Origin of the sequence: Streptomyces sp. NPDC005963 (genome assembly GCF_040638655.1) — a bacterium.
Classification (GTDB): domain Bacteria; phylum Actinomycetota; class Actinomycetes; order Streptomycetales; family Streptomycetaceae; genus Streptomyces.
Map to the genome: position 1 here is coordinate 146,279 of NZ_JBEXVD010000014.1, position 21,550 is coordinate 167,828.

A 21,550-nucleotide genomic window follows, 5' to 3' on the forward strand; every position below is an offset into this window, starting at 1 on the left:
CACGTAGCACATTTTGTCTCTCTTGACTGCTTATCCGCCTGTGGAGTTCAGGGATATTAAGAGAGGTTGCACAACTCTTGACAAGAATACTGCACGTGCGTGCACCATAACGCACATCACATTTGGCGCTCACACAGTCGTGTGGAGGTTCTCGCTGTGACAGACAACAGAGTGCGCGTCCTCGGGGGGCGCGCTCATCGCTCCCGCCGGTCAAGAACAGTCAGGATGACTGGAGGAGTACTGCTCGCCACCGCCCTGACCGTCACCCTCGCTGCGTGCAGCGGCACGGGCAACGACGGCACCAACAACACCAAGAAGGCCGGGGACGGGCCGAGTGGAACACTACGTTTCGGCACCAATCAGCAGTTCAGTGACTGGGATCCGGTCACCAAGCAGAACAGCACCTTCACCTCGCTGGTCTACGAGTCGCTGCTGAGCATCGCCCCGGACGGCTTCACCCTCAAGCCACAACTTGCCACCGAGTGGAAGCAGACGCCCCTACGCGTGGACTTCACCCTCCGCTCGGGTGTCCTCTTCCACGACGGCACCCCCTTCAATGCGGAGGCCGTCGTCAAGAACCTGGAACGGGTCAAGAACACCCCCAGCCAGTACCGGAACCAGCTCGCCAACGTAAAGTCGATCACCGCCGTCGATGACACCCATGTACGCATCGACCTCGCAAAACCGTCCCCGAGCCTCGTCAACAATCTGGCGCGGTTCGCGATGTACATGATCTCCCCCAAGTCGCTGGAAGCGGGCGACTGGAAGACGACGGGCGTAGGCACCGGCCCCTGGAAGTTCGACGCCAAGGCGTCCACCAAGGGGTTGCGCACGGTCGTCAGCGCCTTCGACGAGTACTACGACAAGAAGTCCGTCGGGCCCGCGCGCATCGAGGTCACCCAGATCAACGACCCCGACAGCCTGTACAACGCCCTGAGCGCCGGACAACTCGACGTCGTCTGGGCCAGCCCGCCGTTGGCCGAGCGCGCCGAGAAGGAGGGCTTCAAGTCCGTCTCGTTCCCGTCGGTGCTCTGGCACCTCCAGATGTACGACACCAAGACGGTGTTCAAGGACAAGAAGTTCCGGCAGGCCGTGTGCCACGCGATGAATCCGCAGGACTATCTGGACGCCGCACTCGGTGGCAAGGGCAAGCTCTACACCCAGCGCATCCCGGAAGGCCAGCCCGGTCACAACCCTTCGCTGAAGGGCTACCCCTACGATCTGGCCAAGGCAAAGAAGCTGATGTCGGAGCTGGGGGGCGGGAAGCGCTCGTTCACACTGATCAGCTACGACACTCAACGGACCGTGGCTGAGCTGTTCCGCAGTCATATGTCGAAGATCGGCGTCGACGTCAAGCTTGAACTCCCCAACTTCGCACAGTTCTTGAGCACGTTCCAAAGCGGTGAGTACCCCGCGTCGATCCTCTCCGACGGCTCGCGATCCGGGCCCGACGACTACTACAACCGCAAGTTCGCCCCGGACGCGGCGGGGAATCCGCTGAGGATCCCCTACCCGCAGATCGCCGCCGCAGCGGCGGAGGGACTGGCCGCCAAGTCTCCCCAGGGGCAGGACGCCGCCTGGCAGAAGATGTCCCAGATCATCGATGCTGAGGCCCTGGACTGCGCCTACTTCGACTACTCGGGCTTCTGGGCCTACAACCCGAAGAAGATCCAGAACGTCGTCTCCACCACCGGTGACGTGGCGGTGTTCCGTTACAAAGAAGCCAAGCCACAGGGCTGACAACGACCGGATTCCCGTTGTCAACGGCCGCCGGCTCCGGCGTCGTACGCGCCGCACCCATCTGATGTGAATCCCCTTCGAGTGCGTCCCGCGCGAGGACGCACCTCCTGCTCTCGTCCTCCCCGAATGCCGCGCGACCACCACGTCGCGCGCCTTCGTCGGCAGACCAGCCGCCCCCTCGCACGGCCTCGCATGGATCTGCCCACCACCACCCCGTATCCCAGGGAGTCAACCGTGTCAGCAACCAACGCCAGCGAGCGCAAACTGCTCATCAAGGGCGCCACCGTTCTCACCATGGATCCGGCGCTCGGTGATCTCACCACCGGTGACATCCTGATCGTCGGTGACCGCATCGCCGCCGTCGGCTCCGGTCTGGTCGACCCGGACGCCGAGGTGATCGACGCCCGCGGGATGATCGCCATCCCCGGTCTGATCGACACGCATATGCACACCTGGCAAACCCCCTTGAAGGGTCTTCACGCAACGGGTTGGACCTTCGACGAGTACCAGGCCCGCGTGTTCTACCTGCGGGAGCACTTCGGCGTCGACGACATCCACGATGCCACCCTTGCCGGTTCCATCGAGATGCTCGACGCAGGAATCACCGGCGTCCTCGACTTCTGTCACAACGTGATGTCGCCCAAGCACGCCGAGGCGGCACTGCGCGCCCACCGCGCCACCGGGCAGCGCACCCTGTGGGCCTACGGGATGCTCGGCAGCCTCGACTCCTCGGGCGAGGACCAGTCCTGGCGGCTCGACCACGTCCGGGCGCTGCGCCAGGAGACCGGCGACGGTGGGTTGCTGCGCATCGGCATGGCACTCGCAACGCTTGAGCGCAGCAGCATGGACCAGATCGCCAAGGAAATCGGGCACGCCCGGGAACTCGGCATGCAGATGACCGTGCACCAGAACCCGGCCGGTCAGATCCGGGCCCTGCACAAGGCCGGGCTGTTGGGGTCCGACATCGTACCGGCGCACTCCAACGTCGCCGACGACGAGGAGTTGGAGATGATCGCGGACCTCGGCGGAAGCATCTCCTTCACTCCCGAGTGCGAGTTCGCCGGTGGCCGCTCCATGACCGTGCTCAACCGCGCCCACCGGGCCGGCGTCGCTTCCAGCCTCGGCGTGGACACTCCGGCCCGGGTCCCCATCGACCTGTTCAACGCCATGCGCCTCACCTTCATGCTGATGCGCAGCGTCGACGCCTTCGACGAGCGCGAGGCCGGCCGCTACCCGCTGGTCCGCCGTCCCGGAACCCCGATGGTCGACCCCCGCCACGTACTGGAGTACGCCACGGTGAACGCGGCACGCGCCATCGGACTCGGCGACGACCTCGGCCGGCTCGCCCCCCGGCAGCTCGCCGATGTCGTCCTGATCAATCCGGCGCCGTACGGGGTCGCCCTGGGCGACCCGGCCAACCATGTGGTCCTGCGGACCCAGCCCCGCGACGTGGACACGGTCATCGTCGGCGGTGTCATCCGCAAGCGGGACGGCCGGCTGACGGACCTGGACCGCATCGAGGCGGGTGCCGCGACCAACAGGGTCCGCAGGCGGATCTTCGCCAACGCCGAGTCCGTACCGCAAGGTGTGGGTATGTGACCTAGGACCCCAACGCCCACTCGGTCCGACTGGTGCGCGTGGGGGATCGCCACTGTCCAGGCCCTCAGCACCGGCCGGACGCTGGAGGGACAGTGTTGTCGGTGGGACGGGCCGGGATGGTGGGCTTCCACCCGCGCGGAGTGCCCGGGGCTGTGTTCCTGCCGGTCAGGAACACAGCCCCGATCCGCACCATGAGGACCAATGGTCGCGGGGGTGGTTCGGGTCAGCCCCGAAGTTCCAACTCGGGGTATCCGGCACCGTCAGCACCCGCGAAGTAGCTTCCGCCGATGGTGCCGGCGTGGCTGCGCTTCGACACGATGGTGATCACGCGGTACGTGCCGGCGTCCAACGGCGGCAGGGTGTGGTTCAGGCCCACCTTCGTGATCACGCCCCGTCCGCCCTTGAGGCCGGTGACCTTCACTATCTCGCCGGACGCTCCGCTCACCCGGCCGACCAGGGCGACGTCCCGGCTCTGGTTCTGCCCGGTGTTGTGGATGACCAGCCGCTGCTTGACCAGTTGGCCCGGCTCGGAGCCGCCGGTGACCCTGCCCGTGAGCTGGATGCTGCCGTTGTACCCGAAGCCCGGGGGCGCCGTTTCATTCACGGTGTTCAGCCGCAGGATGTTGTTCGCGTAGAACATGTCCTGGTAGACCGGGCTGTCGTAGGGGCCCTGGCTGACCTCGAAGTTCGAGCCGAGGAGGGTCTCGCCGCCGTCGTTGCCGACCTTCGCCTCGACGGTGACCCGTCGTGACTCGCCGGGGGCGATCGAGTCCATGCGAACGGAACCGCCCTGGATGGGGACGCCGTTGTGGGTCAGCCCGGTGGAGCCGACCGGCAGCCGCACGGCCAGGTACGGCGCGGCGGCCTGCGGGCCGTTGTTGGTGACGGTCACGCGGTAGGTGATCTTGTTGCCGGGGACCGCACGGTCCGGCGCATACCCCGTGATGTCCATGTCCGTGGTGGGAAGGTTCGGCGGGCTGGCGTCGGCGTGCGCCGTGCCCGCGGGTGCCACGAGGACTGCAACACCCAGGGCGGTGACGACGACGGAAGCGAGGCGCCTCATGTGATCTCCTGTTCGGTGGGACGTGCACGGACGACTGAAACAACGGGGAGGGCCAGGCCCTCCCGTACGGTGTCCTGCGCGGTGATCACATCTTGTTCCGCCCGCTCCCGAGTGGCGATTACCGCTGAGGTAATCGAGCTGCCGAGCGCACGAAACCAGGGTGCAGCGCCCCCCGGCTTCCGTCGTCGCGTTCCGCACGCACCAGGACCCGCTCGGTTGCCCGGGGGCGTGCCCCTCGCCCTTCGCGCCGAGCGGTCGATCGCCTCCGTTCGAGGCCGGACGGTCACGGAGCGTAACGTCCGCGGCGACGAGGAGCTCCCCCAAGTCTGTGAAACGCCTCTGACCTGCATCCTCATCACGCCAATGCCCCGCACCTCAGCTGGTGGGGTCCCTGTCGGACGTCCTGTTCGGGGTACTCGATGCGCGCAGGTGTGCCGACCGAAACACGAAACCGTCGATATAGGAGCAAACTATTCGATAGAGCCCAAAATCTATCGACGAGACAACGGCTGGTGCTGACATCGAAGCCATCGACAACCGAGCCGGGTGACACCAGGCACAGGGCTCTGACCTGCGTTGTTCCGATTCAAGGCCGAGTGAGTGCGGAGACGAGGAGGTGGCAATGGCAGCACAGGGCAGGCCCGGCGGCGCGGAGCAGCCGCCGACTCCGCACACCCCCGCGGACCGTCCGTCCGATCCGACGGGGCCCGGCCGTCCTGTGGCACCGCCCACCCTGCGTGAAAGCGTCGTCCGGCTACTGAGCTGCCCGGACGCCGACACGCTGCTCGCCACCGCGATCGACGTGGCGCTCGCAGGCATCGCGCCGGACGCCGGGGCCGTCTTCATCGCGGACGAGGACGGTTGGCTCCGTCTCGCCGGCCACCAGGGCATGGCATCGGACCTCATCGAACGGTTTCCCGTGGTCGCCCCGGACTCCACGCTGCCGCTCGCCACCGCCGTACGGGAACAACGGCCCGTGTACGGCACGGCCGAAGAACTCATGGTGCGGTATCCGGACCTCAGCGACATGCTGAACGTCGCCATGGACTATGTCGTCCTGCCGCTGATGGTCGACGATCGGTGCCTCGGGGGGCTCGTGGTTCGGTTCGCCCGTACCACCATGCTCTCCGCCGAGGACGAGCAACTGTTGACGATGGTCGCCGACGTCTTCGCGCACCGGCTGGAGCACCTGCTCGTCCTGGAGCTGTCCGGGCCGCCCGCCGGTGTACCCGGGGGCGGCACCAGCGCCACGGGCAAGCTGAGCCGCCGTACCCGGCTGGAGCTCGCCATGTCGAGCGGGAACATCGGCGCTTTCGAGTGGGAGATCCGTACCGGCACCCTCATCTGGGATGAGCGCACGATCAGGCTGTTCGGGATTGAATCAGATGATTTCGACTCCCGCCTCTCCTCCTTTGCGAACGCCGTACATCCGGACGACCGGGCGGCGGTGGAGCAGGCCATCGAGGAGAGCCTGGAGAGCGGGGAGTACCACGTCGTCTGCCGGGCCCTGTGGCCCGACGGCTCCAGCCACTGGCTGGAGGCCAAGGGGTCCGTGGTGCGGTCGGCCGACGGCGAGCCCGAGACCATGATCGGCGTGGTGTGGGACATCACCGAACAGCGTGAGCGCGAGGACCGACGTGAGGCCCGCAGGGAGTTCGTACTGAGCGTGACCAGCGCATTCGCCGCGGCGCTGACGACTCAGGACGTTCTGGACGCCATGACCGGCACGGTCCTTCCCGAGCTCGGCGCACGGGCCATCGCCATCCACATCGAGCACGACGGCCGACTGCTCCTCGCGGGTGCTGCCGGCTACCCCGACGACACGATGGAACGGTTGCGTCTGATCGGAACGGAAGGCGACGGCCCGATGGCCGCTGCTCTACGGGCCGGCCACCCTCTCTTCTTCTCCACGCGCAAGGCGTACCTCCAGCGGTTTTCCGCCCACCGGTTCCGGCCGTCCCCGGGCCATCACGCATTCGTCTTCATGCCGCTGACATCGGCGGACGGCACGGTCGGAACCTGTCTCATCTCCTACGCGGAACCGCGCGACTTCGGTTCGGACGACGAGATCATCATCGCCGCCGTCGGCGGCATCCTCGCCCAGTCCCTGGCCCGCGCCCGGCTCTCGGACCTCTTCCGCCACCGGATGACCGAACTCCAGGAACTGATGATGCCGCGCACCCTCGATCGGCTCTCGGGGTTCGAGATCGCCGCCCGCTACCTGCCCGCTGCCGAAGGGATGCAGGTCGGGGGCGACTGGTTCGACATGATGCCGCGCGATGACGGCGGCGCCTCGTTCGTCATCGGCGATGTCCAGGGCCACAGCGCACAGGCCGCCGGAGTCATGGGCCAACTGCGCACCGCCCTGCGCGCACACGCCTCGGACGGGTTCCGAGCCGAGCATTTGATGGCCCGGGGCAATCAAACCCTCTGGGGCCTGGACACGGAACGCTTTGCCACCTGCTGCATCGTCGATGTCGCCCCGCCCGGGCATCTCCAGATCGTCCGGGCCGGCCACCCGAGCCCCCTCCAGTGCGAGCCCGACGGAACCGTCCGTGAACTGGCGGTGCCCGGCGGACTTCCCCTCGGGTACGCACCCGATGACCGATATCCCGTCTTCCACGGCCTGCTCGAACCCGGCGCCACGCTGCTGCTCTACACGGACGGGCTGGTGGACCGTCCCGACCGCCCGTACGACCAGGCGGTGGCCGCCGTGTCCGCCGCCTTCGGCCAGTGGACGGTGGCGGCCCGGGACCGCCGCCCCGGCGCGCCGTCCGACCTGGAGGAACTCGCCCACCTCCTGGTCTCGGACGCCTTTACGCACCCCGGATACGACGATGTGGCGGTCCTACTGATCCGCCGCAAGCCCCTGGTGTGAACGCCGTCCCTTCGGGGTGTGGAGAGGGCCCTTGAACAGGCCGCATCCCGCGGCCGGTACGCACCGACGACCGTGCTCGGCACGGGCATGAGCAGCGACTTCCTCCATGGCGTTGCGGGGGACCGCTGCGGTTTCACGACCCCGCTGGACCCCGACATGACTTCGCCTGACCGGGCCCCCTTCGCCCCGAACGGCTACCTCGTCCGCTGACGCGCGCCCGGAAAGCCCGTCGAAAACACCGACCCAGATATGACGGGAATACCCGAGGGGGGTATATTGCTGATCCAAAGCAACATACCCCCCTCCGGTATAGGAGCACGTTATGTCGACCCTTGACGCCCCACCCAATCCACGCCGCTGGACGGCGCTCGCACTCATTGCGCTGGCCCAGTTCACGGTCATCATGGACACGTCCATCATCGGGGTGGCGCTGCCCAAGATGCAGGTTGACCTGGGCTTCTCCCCCGAGGGTCTGTCCTGGGTGTTCAACGCCTACGTCATCGCCTTCGGTGGCCTCCTCCTGCTCGGCGGGCGGCTGTCCGACCTGTTCGGCGCCAAGCGGATCTTCGTCGCCGGTTGGACCGTGATGGCCGCAGGCTCCCTGGTCGCCGGGCTCGCCTCCGAAGTCTGGGTCGAACTGACCGGCCGTGCCCTCCAGGGCGTAGGCGCGGCGCTGATAGCCCCCGCCGCCCTGACCCTGCTGATGATGCTCTTCGGATCCCGTCCCAAAGAGCTGACCAAGGCGCTGGCCCTGTACGGCGCCGCGGCCCCGGCCGGTGGCACCGCCGGAGTCTTCCTCGGCGGTGTCATCACCGAGTACGCCAGTTGGCCCTGGGTGTTCTACATCAACGTGCCGATCGCCCTGATCGTGATGGCGCTCACACCGGGTGTCATGCCCTCGGCCCCGGTCCGCCGCGGTTCCGTCGACCTCGCCGGAGCGGCCACCGTCACCGCCGGACTCGCCACCGCCGTCTACGCCGTCGTCCGCGCGCCCGAAGTCGGCTGGGGCTCGGCCGAGACCTGGCTGGTACTGCTGGCCGGAGTGGCCCTGATCGCCGCGTTCGTCGCCATCCAGTCCAAGCGCCGCGAGCCGCTGATGCGGCTGGGCATCTGGCGGGCGCCCAACCTGGCCGGAGCCAACATCGCGCAGCTGCTGATGGCCGCCGCGTGGATCCCGATGTGGTTCTTCCTCAACCTCTACCTCCAGCAGGTCCTGGGGCTGGGCGCGTTCGCATCCGGCGCGGCCCTGCTGCCCATGACGGTCGCCATCATGATCATGATGATCGTCCTGGCACCCCGTCTGATCGCCCGCTTCGGAACCAAGCCGCTGATCGTCACCGGTCTACTGGCCCTCGCGGCCGGCATGTTGTGGCTGTCCTTCGCCCGGTCGGACGGCAACTTCTGGGTCGACGTCCTGCCCGCATCCCTGCTGGCCGCCATCGGCATGTCGCTGGCGTTCATCCCCTCCCTCGGAACCGCCCTCTCCAGCGCGCGCCCCGAAGAGGGCGGTCTGGCATCCGGCATCGTCAACACCAGCTACCAGGTGGGGTCCGCCCTCGGCCTGGCCGCGATGACGGCCGTGTCCGCGGCGTACGGAGCTCGTGAACTCGGCAACCCCGGTGCACTCACCAACGGGTTCTCCGCAGCGTTCCTCGGCGCAGCAGCCATCGCCGCCGTCGGCGCCGTGGCGTCCCTGCTCACCCTGCGTACCGCACCCGCGCAGGGCTCAACCCAAGGAGGGAACCAGCCCGCAAAGGCCGAAGCGGTCTGAGCCCAGCGGATTTCACCCCGCACCGCACCACGCGCCGCCTGACAGGGAAGAATCCCTTGTCAGGTGGCACGGCATTCTCGGTATGGCGTTCTCGATGGTGTCAGGGGCCGACCAGGTGGTTCACCAGTTCGCCGATTCCCTCGACGCTGACCCGGACCTCGTCGCCCGCGCGCATGAACACCGGGGGATCCTGGCCCATGCCGACTCCGGCCGGCGTACCCGTGCTCAGCACATCGCCCGGTTCGAAGCTGAAGTACTGGGACAGATCCCCGATGAGTTCGGCGATGCCGGTCAGCAGATCCGACGTGTGCCCGTCCTGCATCAGCCGGCCGTTCAACGTGGTCCTGATCGCCAAGTCCTCGGGATCTGTGATCTCGTCCGCGGTGACCACGGCGGGCCCCATCGGGCAGAAGGTCGGATACTGCTTGCCGAGCAGCATGTCGGTCCACGCCCAGCGACCGTCCTCCGGAGTGGCGGCGCTGACGATCCGGGGGACCGCGTCACGGGCGGACACATCGTTGATGATGGTGTAACCACCGATGTAGTCCATGGCGTCGGCCGCCTTGACGGCGTGACAACTGCGGCCGAAGACCACACAGAACTCACCCTCGAAATCGACCATGTCCGGAGCCCCGGCCGGGATCCGTATCGATGCGTCGGGGCCGATCACCGAGTGCGGCGACTTGACGAACCACGCGGCCTTCCGCGGTGCCTCACCGCCCATCTCCAACACGTGGGAGCGGTAGTTGACGCCGGCGGCGACGATCAGGACGCGCTCACCCAGCGGCGCCAGCAGCGTGACGGGCCCGGGAACCAACCACCCCGGGTCCTCGACCCCTGAGACGTCCGCGGTGACCCTCGCCAACACCCCCCGCACGGCGTCCACGTAGTCCGGTCCGCGTCGGAAGACATCGGCGACGGTGGTGGGGACCGCCACGCCGTGCGCGTCCAGGACGCGCGACAGGTCGACCACGCCCAGGCCCGGAACATCGGCGCCAGGAGCCGAACGTCCGGACGGGTCGGAGTAGGTAACGAGACGCATCAAGTCTCTCCAAGCTGGTATCGGGGGAAATGCACCGCGGCAAGGCGTGCCGGCCCTGTGTGTCGTACGCGGCGGCAGCCCCGCCGTCGGGTGGGCGGGGCCGGCGGACCGGACGATGATCAGGGCTACTTGAAGCTCTCCGGCGGGAAGGTACCCCATTCGTCGGCAGAGCGGGGATCGGTCACCGACCAGTGCGTCGGCGAGTAGTTCTCATCGTCGAGGATGGTCATCTCCTCCGAGGAGAACTCCAGAATGTGCCCGACGTGGTCGCGGAAGTAGATCGCCACATTGTGGCCGGGACCGTGGCGCACCGGGCCCCACAGGATCTCGACGCCGTTCTTCTTCATCGCCTCGGACGCCTCCAACACTGCGGCGGCGTCCTTGACCGTGAACTGCACGTGGTGCAGCCCGTTCACCTCGGCGCGCGCCAAAGCCATGCAGTGGTAGAGCTTGCTGCCGCGGAAGAAGGCCATCAGCGGTGAGGTGTCGGGCAGTTGGATCTGCGAGCTCTCCATCAGACCCAGGTGCGTCTTCACGTACTCGATCTCACCGTCCATGTCGACGGTGCGCAACACCACGTGGTCCGAGGCGATCGGCGCGGGTGCCACGGACGGCCGTCGGGTCGAGGCGGCCACCGGCACGTCCGGTACGAAGCCGGTCCTGAGCTCGATCGGGTGGCCGGCAGGGGTACGGAAGCTCAGGGTCGGTCCCGGGCGGAACCGGGAGATCTCGTCGTTGCGGGTGAAGTCGACACCGGCCTCGGCGAGCATGGATGCGGCTTCCTCGAACGCCGCGTCGTCGGTGACGATGTACGAGATGGTCTCCAGCCCGCTCACACCCGGTGTGTAGACGAGCGAGTGGGCGTCCGGCCCGTGGCCCGCCAGATAGTAGCGGCCCTGGTCGTCGTGACCGGCGTGCTGGAAGCCCAGGTGGCTGACCGCGTACTCAGCTGAGGCCGCCGGGTCGGGGCTGAACAGCGCCACATGACCCGTGCGGTAGATGCCCAGGCCCTTCGGCTTGGTGACGGGTTCGACCGGTCGCGGGATCTGCATCGGTTCGGCTTCGGTGTCGACGGACATCGTGCGGCTCCAATCGGTTTGGGCGGTTCGGTGTCTGAGCTGTCTGAGCTGTCTGCGAGCGTTGAGGGTCGTGTTCGTGGTGTGTTCGTGGGGGCCGTGCGGTCGGTGCGGTCGGCTCAGCCCGCGTTGCCCACGGTGCTGAGGCCGCCCGTGACGGCATCGGCCGCATCGGATTCCAGGACCGAGACGAGGACGGCGATGTCCTCCTCGCCGTAACCCCGCGCGCACGCGGTCTCGCAGATCCTGTGGACCGTGCTCAGCAGCGGCATCTCCGCGCCGACCTCGGCCGCGGTGGCCATGATGGCCTCGGCCACCTCGACCGCACCGGAGACCGTTCCCTTCACCGGGCGAGTCTGGCCCTCGGCCATCATCGGCGCGCGTACGTTGAACATCGTCGAGGCCGCGGCGGACGGCCTGATCGTGTCGATGACCAACTGGGTGTCCAGCCCCACGGCCTTGGCCAGTGCGATTGCCTCGGCGGCGGCGGTGATGTGGACGAACGTCAGTGTGTTGGCGACGAACTTCATCTTGGAGCCCGAGCCGAACTCGCCGGTGGCGATGACCCTGCCCAGGGCTTCGAGCGCCGGACGGACCCGTTCGAGCGAACTCGCGTCTCCGCTGGCGAACACCGTTCCCTTGCGCTCGGCCACCATCGGCGGGGTGCCGCTGACCGGAGCGTCGAGCATGGTGATGCCCTGAGCGGCGAGGATGTCGCGGGCGGCCTCCTTGCGGCTGAGCGCCATCGCACCGATGTCGACCACGAGCAGGTCGGACCGACCGGCGGCGAGCAGGCCCCGCTCACCACTGATCACATCGTCGAGTGCGTCCGCCGAGGTCACGCAGGTGAAGATGACGTCGGCGCGTTCCGCGACCTCCTTCGCCGAAGTGGTCGCCTTGCCTCCGATGGCCTCGAAGTCCGCCATCGAACTGCGTCGATAGCCCCACACGGAGTAGCCGTCGGCGATGAGGTTCGCCGCGAACGGCAGGCCGATCTTGCCGGGGGCGATCAGACCGACCGTGAGGTCGGAGCCTTGGGTCGTCACCATGTGTCTCCTTGCTAGGTGCGCCGTTCGCGCGGGGTTGGGGTTGCGATCAACGCAGGTGGTAGCTGCGGTCCGAGAAGTCGACGGCGATCTCGATGCGCCCTTGGTGCACCTGCCACTCCTCGACCCGGAACGATCGGGCGCCGCTGCTGTGGAAGGGATCGGCCGCAGCGAGGGCGGCGGCGTCCTCGCTGCTCGTGGCGCGCACGATCAACATGCCGTTGGGCCCGGGGTTGCCCGTCGCGTCGAGGAACGGCCCGGACATCAGGAGCGCACCCTGCTTCTCCAGCCCGGTGAGGTAGGCCAGGTGCGCGGGGATCTGGGCGACGAGTTCCTCCGGTCGGGCTCCTGGCTCGGAGAAGATCACGAAGAACTGCTTGTTCAGCGAGCCCGCAGTGGGGTTCGGTGCCGGCGCGGTCATCGCTGCTGGCCCTTTTCGGCCGCCAACTCCATGATGCGCGGGTTGCCGTCGTTCCACAGGAGGACCATCGTCACCGAGTCGAGCAGCCAGCCGGAGCCTGCGCGGACCAGGCCGAAGGTGTACGTCCCGTTGGTCGCCGTGTAAGGGCTTCCGCCGGGGTTCGCCAGCCGCATCTCGACCCGGGCGTGCACGGTGCAGGTCGCATGCGCGCCGTCGGTGCTGATGTGGGGCAGCGACAGGAAGTGCTGTGAGGCGTCGGTGTGCACGATGGTGGCGTTCCATCGGGCTTCGAGGTCGGCCGGGCTGAGTACGGCGGCGGGGCGACCCGTCACGGACTCGTAGTTCCAGGTGACCCGTTCGGCCAGGAATCCCGCCGCGCGTTTGATGTCCCGGGCGTCCAGTGCGAGGACGAACGCCGCCACGGTGTCCTCGATCGCCGCCCGGTCCTGCGCAGGGTCGTTCCGTGCTGCGGAGCTTGTCATCGGGGCCTCCCCGGGTGGTGTCGGATGACGGTCACGCCTGCCGCTGGCATGTCCGCTCCTGGTAGAAACCCAGCGCCTTGAGAACCGGGATGTCGGTGTGCGAGAAGAGGATCGCCGGCTCGTTCTCGGTGTTGATGTGCTCGTGCACGGACCATCCCGGGACCGTGAAGGTGTCGTGCTCGGACCAGTCGAGCACCTGACCGTCGACGATCGTCTGACCCCGGCCGCGTACCACGTGGTAGATCGCGCTGCTGGTGTGCTGGTGCGCCTCGGTGTGCATCCTGGCCGGCAGCGCCTGGATGTAGGCGCCCATGGTCGGCATGATGGAACCGCCGCTGTTCGGGTTGGTGAACTCGAAGATGACGCCGTCGGTGGGCGAACCGCTCCAGTCGTCGAGGGCGGTCTTGAGTAGCTGCTCGGTCTGGCTCCAGGGGTAGTTGATGACCGGGGAGTACGGTTTGTCCCATGTCTGCCAGGCCGGGTTGAGCCTGCTGTTCGCATAGAGCCGTTCGGTCGAGTCCGCGGAGCGCAACTCCTCCTGGACGCGATCTGGGCCGTCGACGAAGAAGTTCGCTTCGAGCTTGTTGATCAGCGGAAGGTCGAGCCCGTCCATCCACACCACCGGCTCGTCGGTGAAGTTGCCGTGGTCGTGCCAGGCCCAGGACGGGGTGAGCACGATGTCACCGGGGTGCATGTGCGCCCGCTCACCGTCCACCGCGGTGTAGGCGCCCGACCCTTCGATGACGAACCGGAAGGCGGCAGCGGCATGTTTGTGCATCGGTGCGATCTCGCCCGGCAGCACCAACTGGATGCCCGCGTAGAGGTTGTTCGCGGTCTCCACCCTCTTGGCCAGCCCGGGGTTGATCAGCATCAGGACGCGTCGCTCCGCCTCCTCGGCACTGATCAGCTGACCCGCGGTCATCAGCTGGGCGCGGACGTCGTCGTACCGCCATACGTGCGGCAGTGCGCGGCTCTTGGGCTCGGTCGGCAACAGCCGCGGGTCGGTGTTGCGCCACAGCGGCTCGACGCTGAACGAGTCGAGGCCGGCGTAGTACTGCTCCACGTCGATCCCGGACGTCGTACTGTCCGTGCTGGTCTGGATCATGTCGTCTCCTTCTGGCTTCTTGGCCCGGCGCCTGCGTTGAGGGGGTTCACCAGTTGCGCTTCACGACGGGGAGGCTCAGTTCACCCAGCCCGTCGATCTCGGCGCGTACGACATCGCCCGCCTCGATCGGGCCGACCCCCTCCGGGGTCCCGGTTGCGTAGATGTCTCCGGGCCACAGCGTCACGACGCTGCTGGCCTGCTCGATCAGGTCGTCGATACCGACGATCAGATCTCGGGTGTTGGCCTGCTGGCGCAGTTCGTCGTTGACCCAGAGCCTTAGGCCGAGGTTGCCGGGGTCGGGCACCTCGTCGGCGGTGACGATGAACGGGCCGATCGGTGTGAAGGTCTCGAACGACTTGCGCATCGTGCGCTCTTCCTGTCGCTCGCCCTCGGTACGCAGGGTCAGGTCGAGCAGGACGAGGTAGCCGAAGATGTGGTCGGCGACCTGCTCGGCGGGTACACCGCGGGCCGGCTTGCCGATGACGATCCCCAGTTCCACCTCGTGGTGGAACGCACGGCCGGGCATGGGCGGCAGTTCGACCGCATCGGCCGGCCCCGAGATCGATGCCGAGCTCTTGACGAAGAAGCCCACATCACCCGGCGACCGCAGCGCCTGCTGATTGGTCGGTCGATACTGCGAGTCGGTCATCTCGGCGACGTGCGCGTGATAGTTGGCCGGTGCTGCGAGCACTTGTCCGGGACGCGGGATCGGCGGCAGCAGGGTCACATCGGCGAGCGGGCGCTCCGGGGCCGAGGCCAGCGCTGCCTGGAGCGACTCCTTGAGTTCGTCAAAGTGCTCGATCAGTTGGTTGATCACATAGGGAGTGCCGTGCCATCGGCTGTCGACGACGTCGGTGACATCGCGCACTGAGGCGCCGTCGACGATGCCGATACGGTACTGGTCGAAGAGTGCGATGCGCATGGAGTGGGTCGTTCCTTCGCGGTTCGGAGTCGGAGCACCGGCTCCAGCCCGGGTTCGGTCGGGGGTGGTGGTGCCGGATGGTCAGTGGTCACCCGGGTGCGGGGGTGGCGGTGGTGCCCAGCCGGGGGTGACGCCTGCCGCCTCCAGCAGTTCGCCGACGGTGTCGACGGCCCGTCGACTGATGCTCGCCGCGTCCGCGGCGAGGAGTGTGCCGTCGCGTTTGACGGCTCGGCCTGCGACGTAGACGGTGTCGACGGTCTGCCGGCTGGCGTGGTGCACGATCGAGGCGATCGGGTTGAGGACCGGAGTCATCGAGATGTGATCCGTGCGGATCATGACGATGTCGGCCTGCTTGCCCGGGGTGAGGCTGCCGGTGACATCCTCCATTCCCAATGCGCGGGCGCCCTCGATGGTCGCGAATTCGAGCACGTCACGGGCGGACAGATCGAGCTGCCACGGGTTGGCCCCGCCCTCCAGCGACTGCTGGTTGGCCAGGCCGCGCGGCACCGCCAGGGCGAAACGCATCGCCGTGAACGGATCGCCGCCGACGGCCATGCAGGTGTCGATGCCGATGTTGGGCCGGATGCCGGCCTTGAGCAGTTGGGTGATCGGCGGCCAGCCGTGCCCCATTGCGGACTCGTCCTCCGGGGTCACCGACGCCGATACGCCGGAGTCGGCCATCAGCCGGAACTCCTCATCGGTGAGCAGGTTGCAGTGACCGAAGATCAGGTCGTCGCCGAGGAGACCCGCCTTGTGTAGCCGGGTCACGTTGGGTCGGCCGTGCGGATCGAGCACCGCCATGCCGATGTGGGTGTTGATCCGGAGCCCGAGTTCACGGCCGAGTGCGAAGTCGGCCCGTACGACGTCCATGGGCGAGGAGTCCGGTCCGCGTACGGCCAGGCCCATCGTGACGAGCCCGGAGTCGGAGGAGAAGTACCGGCTGCGCACTCGGCGGATCTCGGCCTCGTTGCTGGGGGTGGTGCTGGTGAACGGCGGTGAGAGGATCTCCAGTTGTTCGGACATCGCCCCGCCGTAGCCGAACATCGCGCGGATGCCGCTGGTTTGCAGCGCGCGCACGGCCTCGTCGGTGTGTTCGGGCGAGGACTGGTTGTGGGAGTAGTCGAAGACGGTGGTGACCCCCGAGTCGAGGGAGTCATGGGCACCGAGGGCGGTGCCGAGGGACATGTGCTCCGGCGTCATGTGCGGGCCGAGCATCCCGAACATCGTTGTGAAGTACTGGAACAGGGACCAGTCGGTCGCCATTCCGCGCAGTAGCGCCTGGAACAGATGGCGATGTGAGTCGATGAAGCCGGGGAGCACGATGTGCCGCGAGGCATCGACGATGTCGGCGCTGCCCTCGGCGATCTCCAGGTCGGGGCCGATCGCGGCGATCGTGCCGTTCTCGATCAGCACGTCACCGACCAGGTCACCGACGGTCGGATCCATGGACACGATCTGGCCGCCTCGCAACAGCGTGCGTGCCGCCGTCATGCCGTGTCCGCCATGCACCGTTGCAGAGCAGATTTCATCCGGGGAACCCTCCTGTGGGCGGTGGGTCAGTCTGCTAGTGTTCTGCATTACAGAACATGAGACTGTGACACAGAACAATATGTTCGCGTCGTTACGAAGCTGTCAAGAGTGCTGTGGCTTGATTTGTCGGAGTGTTGCGGCCGGAAATACCGGACATACAACTCGCTCACCCCTGATGACGAGGCCGCCTCTACACTCGGCGCCGTGCCTCGTGACATCGAACGCGCGGAGGAGCATCGAATGATCGCGCCAGCCAAGGAGACGGATACGTTGACCCCGAACTACCCGATCGGTTCAGTCGACAAGGCGCTGCGACTGCTGTGCGTCCTCGCCGAGGAGCGGGCAATCCGGGTCGCCGATGCGGGCCGGAGGATCGGAGCAGCCCGCTCGACGGCCCATCGGCTGCTGGAGATGCTGCAACTGCACGGCTTCGCCCAGCAGGATCCGGTGACCCGCGCGTACGTGCCCGGCCCGAGGCTGCTGGACATCGGGGCGGCGGCGCTGAACAACCTGGACATCCGGGCGATCGCCAGACCCGTGATGGAGGAGTTGGTGGTCGAGGTCCAGGAGTCGGCACACCTCGTGATCCTGTCCGGCCCGGACATGCTGATCATCGACGCGGTCGAGAGCTCACGGGCGCTGCGCGTCGGCTCCCGGGTCGGGGTCCGCGTGCCGGGCTACGCAGCGGCCGGTGGACGGGCCGTCCTCGCGCAGTTGCCCGAAGACCGGGTGATGGCGATGTTCCCGTGCGAGGAGCTGGATGTGATCACACCGGACACCCTGACGAGTCGCACCGCGCTCATGGAGGAGCTGGTCGTGGTGCGTGAACGCGGATTCGCCGTGTGCATCGGTGAGGTGGAGCCCGACGTGGCCACCGTGGCTGCGGTGATCCCGAACGGCGATCGCATCACTCCGGCGGCGATCACCGTTTCGGTGCCCCGCTACCGGTTCTCCGAGGAGGATCTCACCCGGCTGGGACGCGCAACGGTGCAGGCGGCGCAGCGCTGTGCGGTGGTCGCCTGATTCTCCGTGCCCGACTGCGACCGCGGCTAGCGCTCCGCGGCTCGCCGCAGCAGTGGTGTCAGTCGGTAGTCGACGAGTTGGCGCATCACGAGGGCGGTGTTGGTGCGTTCCACACCGGGAATGCCCAGGATCTGACCGGCGACGCGGTAGAGGTCGTCGGCGTCGGTGGCGACGACGTGCACGAGCAGATCGATCTCGCCCGAAAGGCCGTACACCTGGAGCACTTCGGGGACGGCCGCGAGGGCCTCCGCGACGTGGTCCAGTCTGCGCTGGGTGACTTGGGTGGTCACGAAGGCGGTGAGCGGATAGCCCAACGCCGCGGGGTCGACACGACGTTCGAAGGAGCGCAGTGTTGCGTTGCGGTCGAGTGAGGCCAGCCGGGCCTGAACGGTGTTGCGACTCAGACCGCTCTGTTCGGCGAGCGCCACGGTCGTGGCACGGGGGTGTTCGCTGAGCGCCAACAGCAGACGGGCATCGGTGGGATCGATCCGTTCGGGCTTGGGCACGGTGCTGCCTTTCGAGAAGGACGAAGACCGGTGATTGGGCATTCTGCGCAATTTTCCGGCAAGACCTTGTGCACATTCTGATGTGATGGTGTCCTTGATGACAACGACTGCACCCTCCTGGGAGCGCTGCGCCGACTGTAACCCGGTCGGTCCGACCCGCCCCGGGGCAGTTCTGCTCCGCGTGTCTGCCACACGCCCCCCTTTCTCTCTTTTCCAGCACGGTGCCCCCCTCTTCGCCGGGGCGCCGGGCGTGAGGAGGCCCGTTTCCCATGTCCACTGCAGCTGAGACCCGTCGGCGTTCCGCCACCGATCCCTTCGCCGCCCTCGGTGAGATCGAGGATCGTGTGTTGTGGCTTGCCAGTGCGATCGTCGACCACGCGAACCGGGTGCGACCCAACGCTTCGGGCCTGAAGGTCGGCGGCCACCAGGCGTCGTCCGCCTCGATGGTGTCCCTCATGACCGCGCTGTGGTTCCGCCATCTGCGCCCCGAGGACAGGGTGTCGGTCAAGCCGCACGCCTCGCCGGTACTGCACGCCATCAACTTCCTCCTCGGCGAGTTGGACGCCTCGTACCTGCCGACGCTGCGCGCCTGGGGCGGTCTCCAGAGCTATCCGAGCCGCTCGAAGGATCCCGATCCGGTCGACTACTCCACCGGCTCGGTCGGCATCGGCGCGACGGCCACGATCTGGGGGGCGCTGGCCCGCCGGTATGCGGACAAGTCCGGTGACGGCGGCTTCAGGGGCCGGCAGTACGCCCTGGTCGGAGACGCAGAGCTCGACGAGGGTGCCGTGTGGGAGGCGCTGCTCGACCCGCAGGTCGCCGAACTGGGCGAGTTGGTGTGGATCGTGGACCTCAACCGACAGTCACTGGACCGCGTCGTTCCGAACATCGCCGCGGACCGGCTCAGGAGCATGTTCACGGCAGCGGGTTGGCAGGTCCTCACGCTCAAGTACGGCACGCTGTTGGAGGAGTTGTTCACCCGTACGGGCGGAGATGCCCTGCGCTCCCGGATCGACGGCATGTCCAATCCTGAATACCAGCGGCTGTTGCGTTGTCCCGCGGACGAACTGCGCGAGCGCCTGCCGGGAGCGGGCCCGGACGCGGACCGGATCTCCGAGTTGCTGGCCCAACTCGACGACGCCCTGCTGACCGACGCGATGCGGAACCTGGGCGGGCACGACATGACCGCCCTGGACACGGCCCTGTCCTCGATCGACGACACCCGCCCCACCGTCGTCCTCGCCTATACGGTCAAGGGCTACGGCCTGCCGTCCCAGGGCCATCCGCAGAACCACTCCTCACTGCTGACGGAGCAGCAGATGAGAGAGCTCGCCGACCGGGTCGGGACGGACCTCGATCGGCCCTGGACCGGGTTCGCAGCCGATTCGGCGGCGGGACGGCTCTGCTCGGACGCCGCGACGCGTCTGCACCGTGACGCCCCGGCACCGGTGACCCCGCCGGCCCTCCCCCTGGACATCGGCCGCACACCGACAGGTACGGCGACCACCCAGGCAGCGTTGGGTCGTGTGCTGCTCGACCTGACGCGTTCCGCACCGGAGGCGGCCCGTAGGGTGGTGACCGTGAGTCCGGACGTCAGTTCGTCGACCAATCTCGGCGGCTGGGTGAACAAGGTCGGCGTCTGGTCCGCCGGCGAGCGTACGGACTGGTTCGCCGACGATCCGGAGACCATCCTGCACTGGCGCGAGAAGCCGACCGGGCAGCACATCGAACTGGGGATCGCGGAGACCAACCTGGTCGGGCTGTTGGGAGAGCTCGGCGCGACGTGGAGCCGGTGGGGCGAACCCCTGCTGCCGATCGGGGTGATGTACGACCCCTTCGTCCAACGGGCCCTGGAGCCCTGGTCCTTCGGCATCTACGCCGGCGGTCAGTCGATCTTGGTGGGTACGCCCTCCGGGGTCACCCTGGCTCCCGAGGGCGGGGCGCACCAGTCCATCACCACGCCTTCCCTCGGTGTGGAGCAGCCCGGCTGCATCACCTACGAGCCGGCGTTCGCGCTCGACACCGAGTGGACGCTCCTGGCCTCCCTCGCCCGTCTGGGGCGGCCCGACGGCACCTCGGCCTATCTGCGGCTCTCCACCCGTCCGGTCGATCAGAACCTGGCCGCCGTGCCCGGCGACCCCGCGGCCCGCGAGCGCCGCAGGCAGCAGGTCGTGGCGGGCGCCTATCCGCTTGTGCGGCGCGAGGGCGCCGTGGTCACCATCGCCGCGATGGGTGCGATGGTGACCGAGGCGCTGGCCGCCGCCGAGCGACTGCGGCTGATGGGAATCCCCACCGACGTGGTGTGTGTGACCAGCCCGGGGCTGCTCTTCCGGGCACTCAACTCCCGCCTCGGACAGGACGAAGCCCCCGACTGGATCCTCGACCAGGTGTTCCCCGCCGACCGGGCGACCCCGCTCGTCACCGTCCTGGACGGACACCCGCACACCCTCTCGTTCCTCTCCACGATCCACCACGTGCCGCTGCGCACCCTGGGGGTCACCGGCTTCGGTCAGTCCGGGTCGTTGGAGGAGGTCTACCGCTACCACCGCATCGACACCGACAGCATCATCCGGGCGGCGCTTGACCTCACCCAGTAGAGGCTCTTGGCGCGTACGTAGGTGACGTGGCGCGGTGGCAGGCGACGGCGGCATCGCCCGTCTGCCCGGCCGAAGTCCGGCACCGGTTGGTTCCTCGGATGTCTACACCGTCTTCTTGAGTGAGGTGAGATGGGCGAAGACCACGACATTGGCCGAGTAGCCGCTCTTCTTGTTGAAGCGTCCGCCGCACGTCAGCAGTCGCAGTTCCGGACGCTCGGTCGCTCCGTACACCTTGTCGTCAGGGAACTCGCTCTTCTTGTAGGTCTTGACGTCGTCGACGGTGAACACCGCCGTCTTCCGGTCCGCGCGCACGACCTTGACGGCGTCGCCCCGCCGTAGGGCGTTGAGGTTGAGGAAGATGGCGGGTCCCGTTCGGGTGTCCCGGTGGCCGACGATCAGGGCGGTTCCCGCCTCTCCCGGTGAGGGGCCGCTCTGGTACCAGCCCGCGACCTTGGGTTTGCTCAGCGGGGGCGCACCGAGCCGGCCCTTGGCGTCGAGCCCGACGGCGCTGAGCGGGGCCTCGATCACGATGGCGGGGATGGCCAGCTTCATGGGCCGGGAGGGCGGTAGCGGTGTGTGGGACGCCGGGACGTTCTTCGGCGGTGTGTGGGGGGCCCTTCGGAACGGCGGCGGCGCGCCGCCCGCAGCGTCGGAGCTGCGGACGGCGGCTGGCGTCGGCTCGGGTGAGTCACCGCTCGCCCAGACCGCGCCCGTGACCAGGGAGGAGACCGCGCACAGCGTCATGGTGA

18 protein-coding genes are annotated in these 21,550 nt (G+C 67.7%); 7 read left to right on the plus strand and 11 right to left on the minus strand.

Annotated elements, in window-relative coordinates:
• Positions 1 to 225 precede the first annotated feature (225 nt).
• Both ABZ348_RS20180 and ABZ348_RS20185 read left to right on the plus strand, forming a co-directional pair.
• Positions 226 to 1,740, plus strand: coding sequence for an ABC transporter substrate-binding protein (locus ABZ348_RS20180; RefSeq protein ID WP_358934855.1), 1,515 nt, complete (start codon positions 226 to 228; stop codon positions 1,738 to 1,740).
• Between the two features lie 234 nt (positions 1,741 to 1,974).
• Entirely contained in the window at positions 1,975 to 3,339 is a 1,365-nt protein-coding gene (locus ABZ348_RS20185) for an amidohydrolase family protein (protein ID WP_358934857.1), read from the plus strand.
• A gap of 223 nt (positions 3,340 to 3,562) precedes the next feature.
• On the opposite strand, the gene ABZ348_RS20190 is transcribed toward ABZ348_RS20185, so the two are convergent.
• Positions 3,563 to 4,402 carry a CARDB domain-containing protein gene (locus tag ABZ348_RS20190; RefSeq protein ID WP_358934859.1) on the minus strand — a complete coding sequence of 280 codons (840 nt, stop codon included), beginning with the start codon at positions 4,400 to 4,402 and terminating at the stop codon, positions 3,563 to 3,565.
• Positions 4,403 to 5,024: 622 nt separating this feature from the next.
• On the opposite strand from ABZ348_RS20190, the gene ABZ348_RS20195 reads away from it, so the two are divergent.
• The 3 genes from ABZ348_RS20195 to ABZ348_RS20205 all read left to right on the plus strand — a co-directional run bounded on the left by ABZ348_RS20195 (position 5,025) and on the right by ABZ348_RS20205 (position 9,051).
• Complete coding sequence (locus ABZ348_RS20195) at positions 5,025 to 7,280, plus strand: SpoIIE family protein phosphatase (RefSeq protein WP_358934861.1); 2,256 nt, start codon at positions 5,025 to 5,027, stop codon at positions 7,278 to 7,280.
• Between the two features lie 18 nt (positions 7,281 to 7,298).
• A complete protein-coding gene (locus tag ABZ348_RS20200) occupies positions 7,299 to 7,490 on the plus strand; it encodes a hypothetical protein (protein WP_358934863.1) in 192 nt (63 codons plus the stop codon).
• A gap of 112 nt (positions 7,491 to 7,602) precedes the next feature.
• A complete protein-coding gene (locus ABZ348_RS20205) occupies positions 7,603 to 9,051 on the plus strand; it encodes an MFS transporter (protein ID WP_358934865.1) in 1,449 nt (482 codons plus the stop codon).
• 100 nt (positions 9,052 to 9,151) lie between these two features.
• Here ABZ348_RS20205 and ABZ348_RS20210 read toward each other — a convergent pair whose 3' ends face one another.
• The 8 genes from ABZ348_RS20210 to ABZ348_RS20245 form a co-directional block, all read right to left on the minus strand.
• Positions 9,152 to 10,093: a fumarylacetoacetate hydrolase family protein gene (locus tag ABZ348_RS20210; protein ID WP_358934867.1), complete on the minus strand. Its 942-nt coding sequence runs from the start codon at positions 10,091 to 10,093 to the stop codon at positions 9,152 to 9,154.
• Positions 10,094 to 10,218: 125 nt separating this feature from the next.
• Positions 10,219 to 11,172 carry a VOC family protein gene (locus ABZ348_RS20215; RefSeq protein ID WP_358934869.1) on the minus strand — a complete coding sequence of 318 codons (954 nt, stop codon included), beginning with the start codon at positions 11,170 to 11,172 and terminating at the stop codon, positions 10,219 to 10,221.
• Between the two features lie 116 nt (positions 11,173 to 11,288).
• On the minus strand, positions 11,289 to 12,218 hold the full coding sequence (locus ABZ348_RS20220) for an NAD(P)-dependent oxidoreductase (protein WP_358934871.1): 930 nt from the start codon (positions 12,216 to 12,218) through the stop codon (positions 11,289 to 11,291).
• Positions 12,219 to 12,264: 46 nt separating this feature from the next.
• Positions 12,265 to 12,636, minus strand: coding sequence for a YciI family protein (locus ABZ348_RS20225; RefSeq protein WP_358934873.1), 372 nt, complete (start codon positions 12,634 to 12,636; stop codon positions 12,265 to 12,267).
• On the minus strand, positions 12,633 to 13,118 hold the full coding sequence (locus tag ABZ348_RS20230) for a nuclear transport factor 2 family protein (protein ID WP_358934875.1): 486 nt from the start codon (positions 13,116 to 13,118) through the stop codon (positions 12,633 to 12,635). Before ABZ348_RS20230 ends, ABZ348_RS20225 begins: the two co-directional genes overlap by 4 nt.
• 31 nt (positions 13,119 to 13,149) lie before the next feature.
• The gene (locus tag ABZ348_RS20235; protein WP_358934876.1) at positions 13,150 to 14,223 is read right to left on the minus strand and encodes a cupin domain-containing protein; all 1,074 of its coding nucleotides are present in this window, start codon (positions 14,221 to 14,223) and stop codon (positions 13,150 to 13,152) included.
• Positions 14,224 to 14,269: 46 nt separating this feature from the next.
• Positions 14,270 to 15,145, minus strand: a complete 876-nt coding sequence (locus ABZ348_RS20240; protein WP_358934878.1) for a fumarylacetoacetate hydrolase family protein — start codon at positions 15,143 to 15,145, stop codon at positions 14,270 to 14,272.
• 81 nt (positions 15,146 to 15,226) lie between these two features.
• Complete coding sequence (locus ABZ348_RS20245; RefSeq protein ID WP_358934880.1) at positions 15,227 to 16,636, minus strand: amidohydrolase family protein; 1,410 nt, start codon at positions 16,634 to 16,636, stop codon at positions 15,227 to 15,229.
• A 279-nt stretch (positions 16,637 to 16,915) separates the two neighbouring features.
• On the opposite strand from ABZ348_RS20245, the gene ABZ348_RS20250 reads away from it, so the two are divergent.
• Positions 16,916 to 17,698, plus strand: a complete 783-nt coding sequence (locus ABZ348_RS20250; protein ID WP_358934882.1) for an IclR family transcriptional regulator — start codon at positions 16,916 to 16,918, stop codon at positions 17,696 to 17,698.
• Positions 17,699 to 17,724: 26 nt separating this feature from the next.
• Here ABZ348_RS20250 and ABZ348_RS20255 read toward each other — a convergent pair whose 3' ends face one another.
• Complete coding sequence (locus ABZ348_RS20255; RefSeq protein WP_358934884.1) at positions 17,725 to 18,204, minus strand: Lrp/AsnC family transcriptional regulator; 480 nt, start codon at positions 18,202 to 18,204, stop codon at positions 17,725 to 17,727.
• A gap of 269 nt (positions 18,205 to 18,473) precedes the next feature.
• On the opposite strand from ABZ348_RS20255, the gene ABZ348_RS20260 reads away from it, so the two are divergent.
• Entirely contained in the window at positions 18,474 to 20,801 is a 2,328-nt protein-coding gene (locus tag ABZ348_RS20260) for a 1-deoxy-D-xylulose-5-phosphate synthase N-terminal domain-containing protein (RefSeq protein WP_358934886.1), read from the plus strand.
• Positions 20,802 to 20,903: 102 nt separating this feature from the next.
• Here ABZ348_RS20260 and ABZ348_RS20265 read toward each other — a convergent pair whose 3' ends face one another.
• Complete coding sequence (locus ABZ348_RS20265) at positions 20,904 to 21,545, minus strand: class F sortase (RefSeq protein WP_358934888.1); 642 nt, start codon at positions 21,543 to 21,545, stop codon at positions 20,904 to 20,906.
• Positions 21,546 to 21,550: the final 5 nt, after the last annotated feature.

Excerpts from the sequence above, each read along its gene's own strand:
- ABZ348_RS20230 (WP_358934875.1), bottom strand. The coding sequence starts at position 13,118 with ATGACAAGCTCCGCAGCACGGAACGACCCTGCGCAGGACCGGGCGGCG.
- ABZ348_RS20180 (WP_358934855.1), top strand. The coding sequence starts at position 226 with ATGACTGGAGGAGTACTGCTCGCCACCGCCCTGACCGTCACCCTCGCT.
- ABZ348_RS20265 (WP_358934888.1), bottom strand. The coding sequence starts at position 21,545 with ATGACGCTGTGCGCGGTCTCCTCCCTGGTCACGGGCGCGGTCTGGGCG.
- ABZ348_RS20210 (WP_358934867.1), bottom strand. The coding sequence starts at position 10,093 with ATGCGTCTCGTTACCTACTCCGACCCGTCCGGACGTTCGGCTCCTGGC.
- ABZ348_RS20260 (WP_358934886.1), top strand. The coding sequence starts at position 18,474 with ATGTCCACTGCAGCTGAGACCCGTCGGCGTTCCGCCACCGATCCCTTC.
- ABZ348_RS20235 (WP_358934876.1), bottom strand. The coding sequence starts at position 14,223 with ATGATCCAGACCAGCACGGACAGTACGACGTCCGGGATCGACGTGGAG.
- ABZ348_RS20220 (WP_358934871.1), bottom strand. The coding sequence starts at position 12,218 with ATGGTGACGACCCAAGGCTCCGACCTCACGGTCGGTCTGATCGCCCCC.
- ABZ348_RS20195 (WP_358934861.1), top strand. The coding sequence starts at position 5,025 with ATGGCAGCACAGGGCAGGCCCGGCGGCGCGGAGCAGCCGCCGACTCCG.
- ABZ348_RS20225 (WP_358934873.1), bottom strand. The coding sequence starts at position 12,636 with ATGACCGCGCCGGCACCGAACCCCACTGCGGGCTCGCTGAACAAGCAG.
- ABZ348_RS20250 (WP_358934882.1), top strand. The coding sequence starts at position 16,916 with ATGATCGCGCCAGCCAAGGAGACGGATACGTTGACCCCGAACTACCCG.
- ABZ348_RS20205 (WP_358934865.1), top strand. The coding sequence starts at position 7,603 with ATGTCGACCCTTGACGCCCCACCCAATCCACGCCGCTGGACGGCGCTC.
- ABZ348_RS20190 (WP_358934859.1), bottom strand. The coding sequence starts at position 4,402 with ATGAGGCGCCTCGCTTCCGTCGTCGTCACCGCCCTGGGTGTTGCAGTC.
- ABZ348_RS20215 (WP_358934869.1), bottom strand. The coding sequence starts at position 11,172 with ATGTCCGTCGACACCGAAGCCGAACCGATGCAGATCCCGCGACCGGTC.
- ABZ348_RS20245 (WP_358934880.1), bottom strand. The coding sequence starts at position 16,636 with ATGACGGCGGCACGCACGCTGTTGCGAGGCGGCCAGATCGTGTCCATG.
- ABZ348_RS20240 (WP_358934878.1), bottom strand. The coding sequence starts at position 15,145 with ATGCGCATCGCACTCTTCGACCAGTACCGTATCGGCATCGTCGACGGC.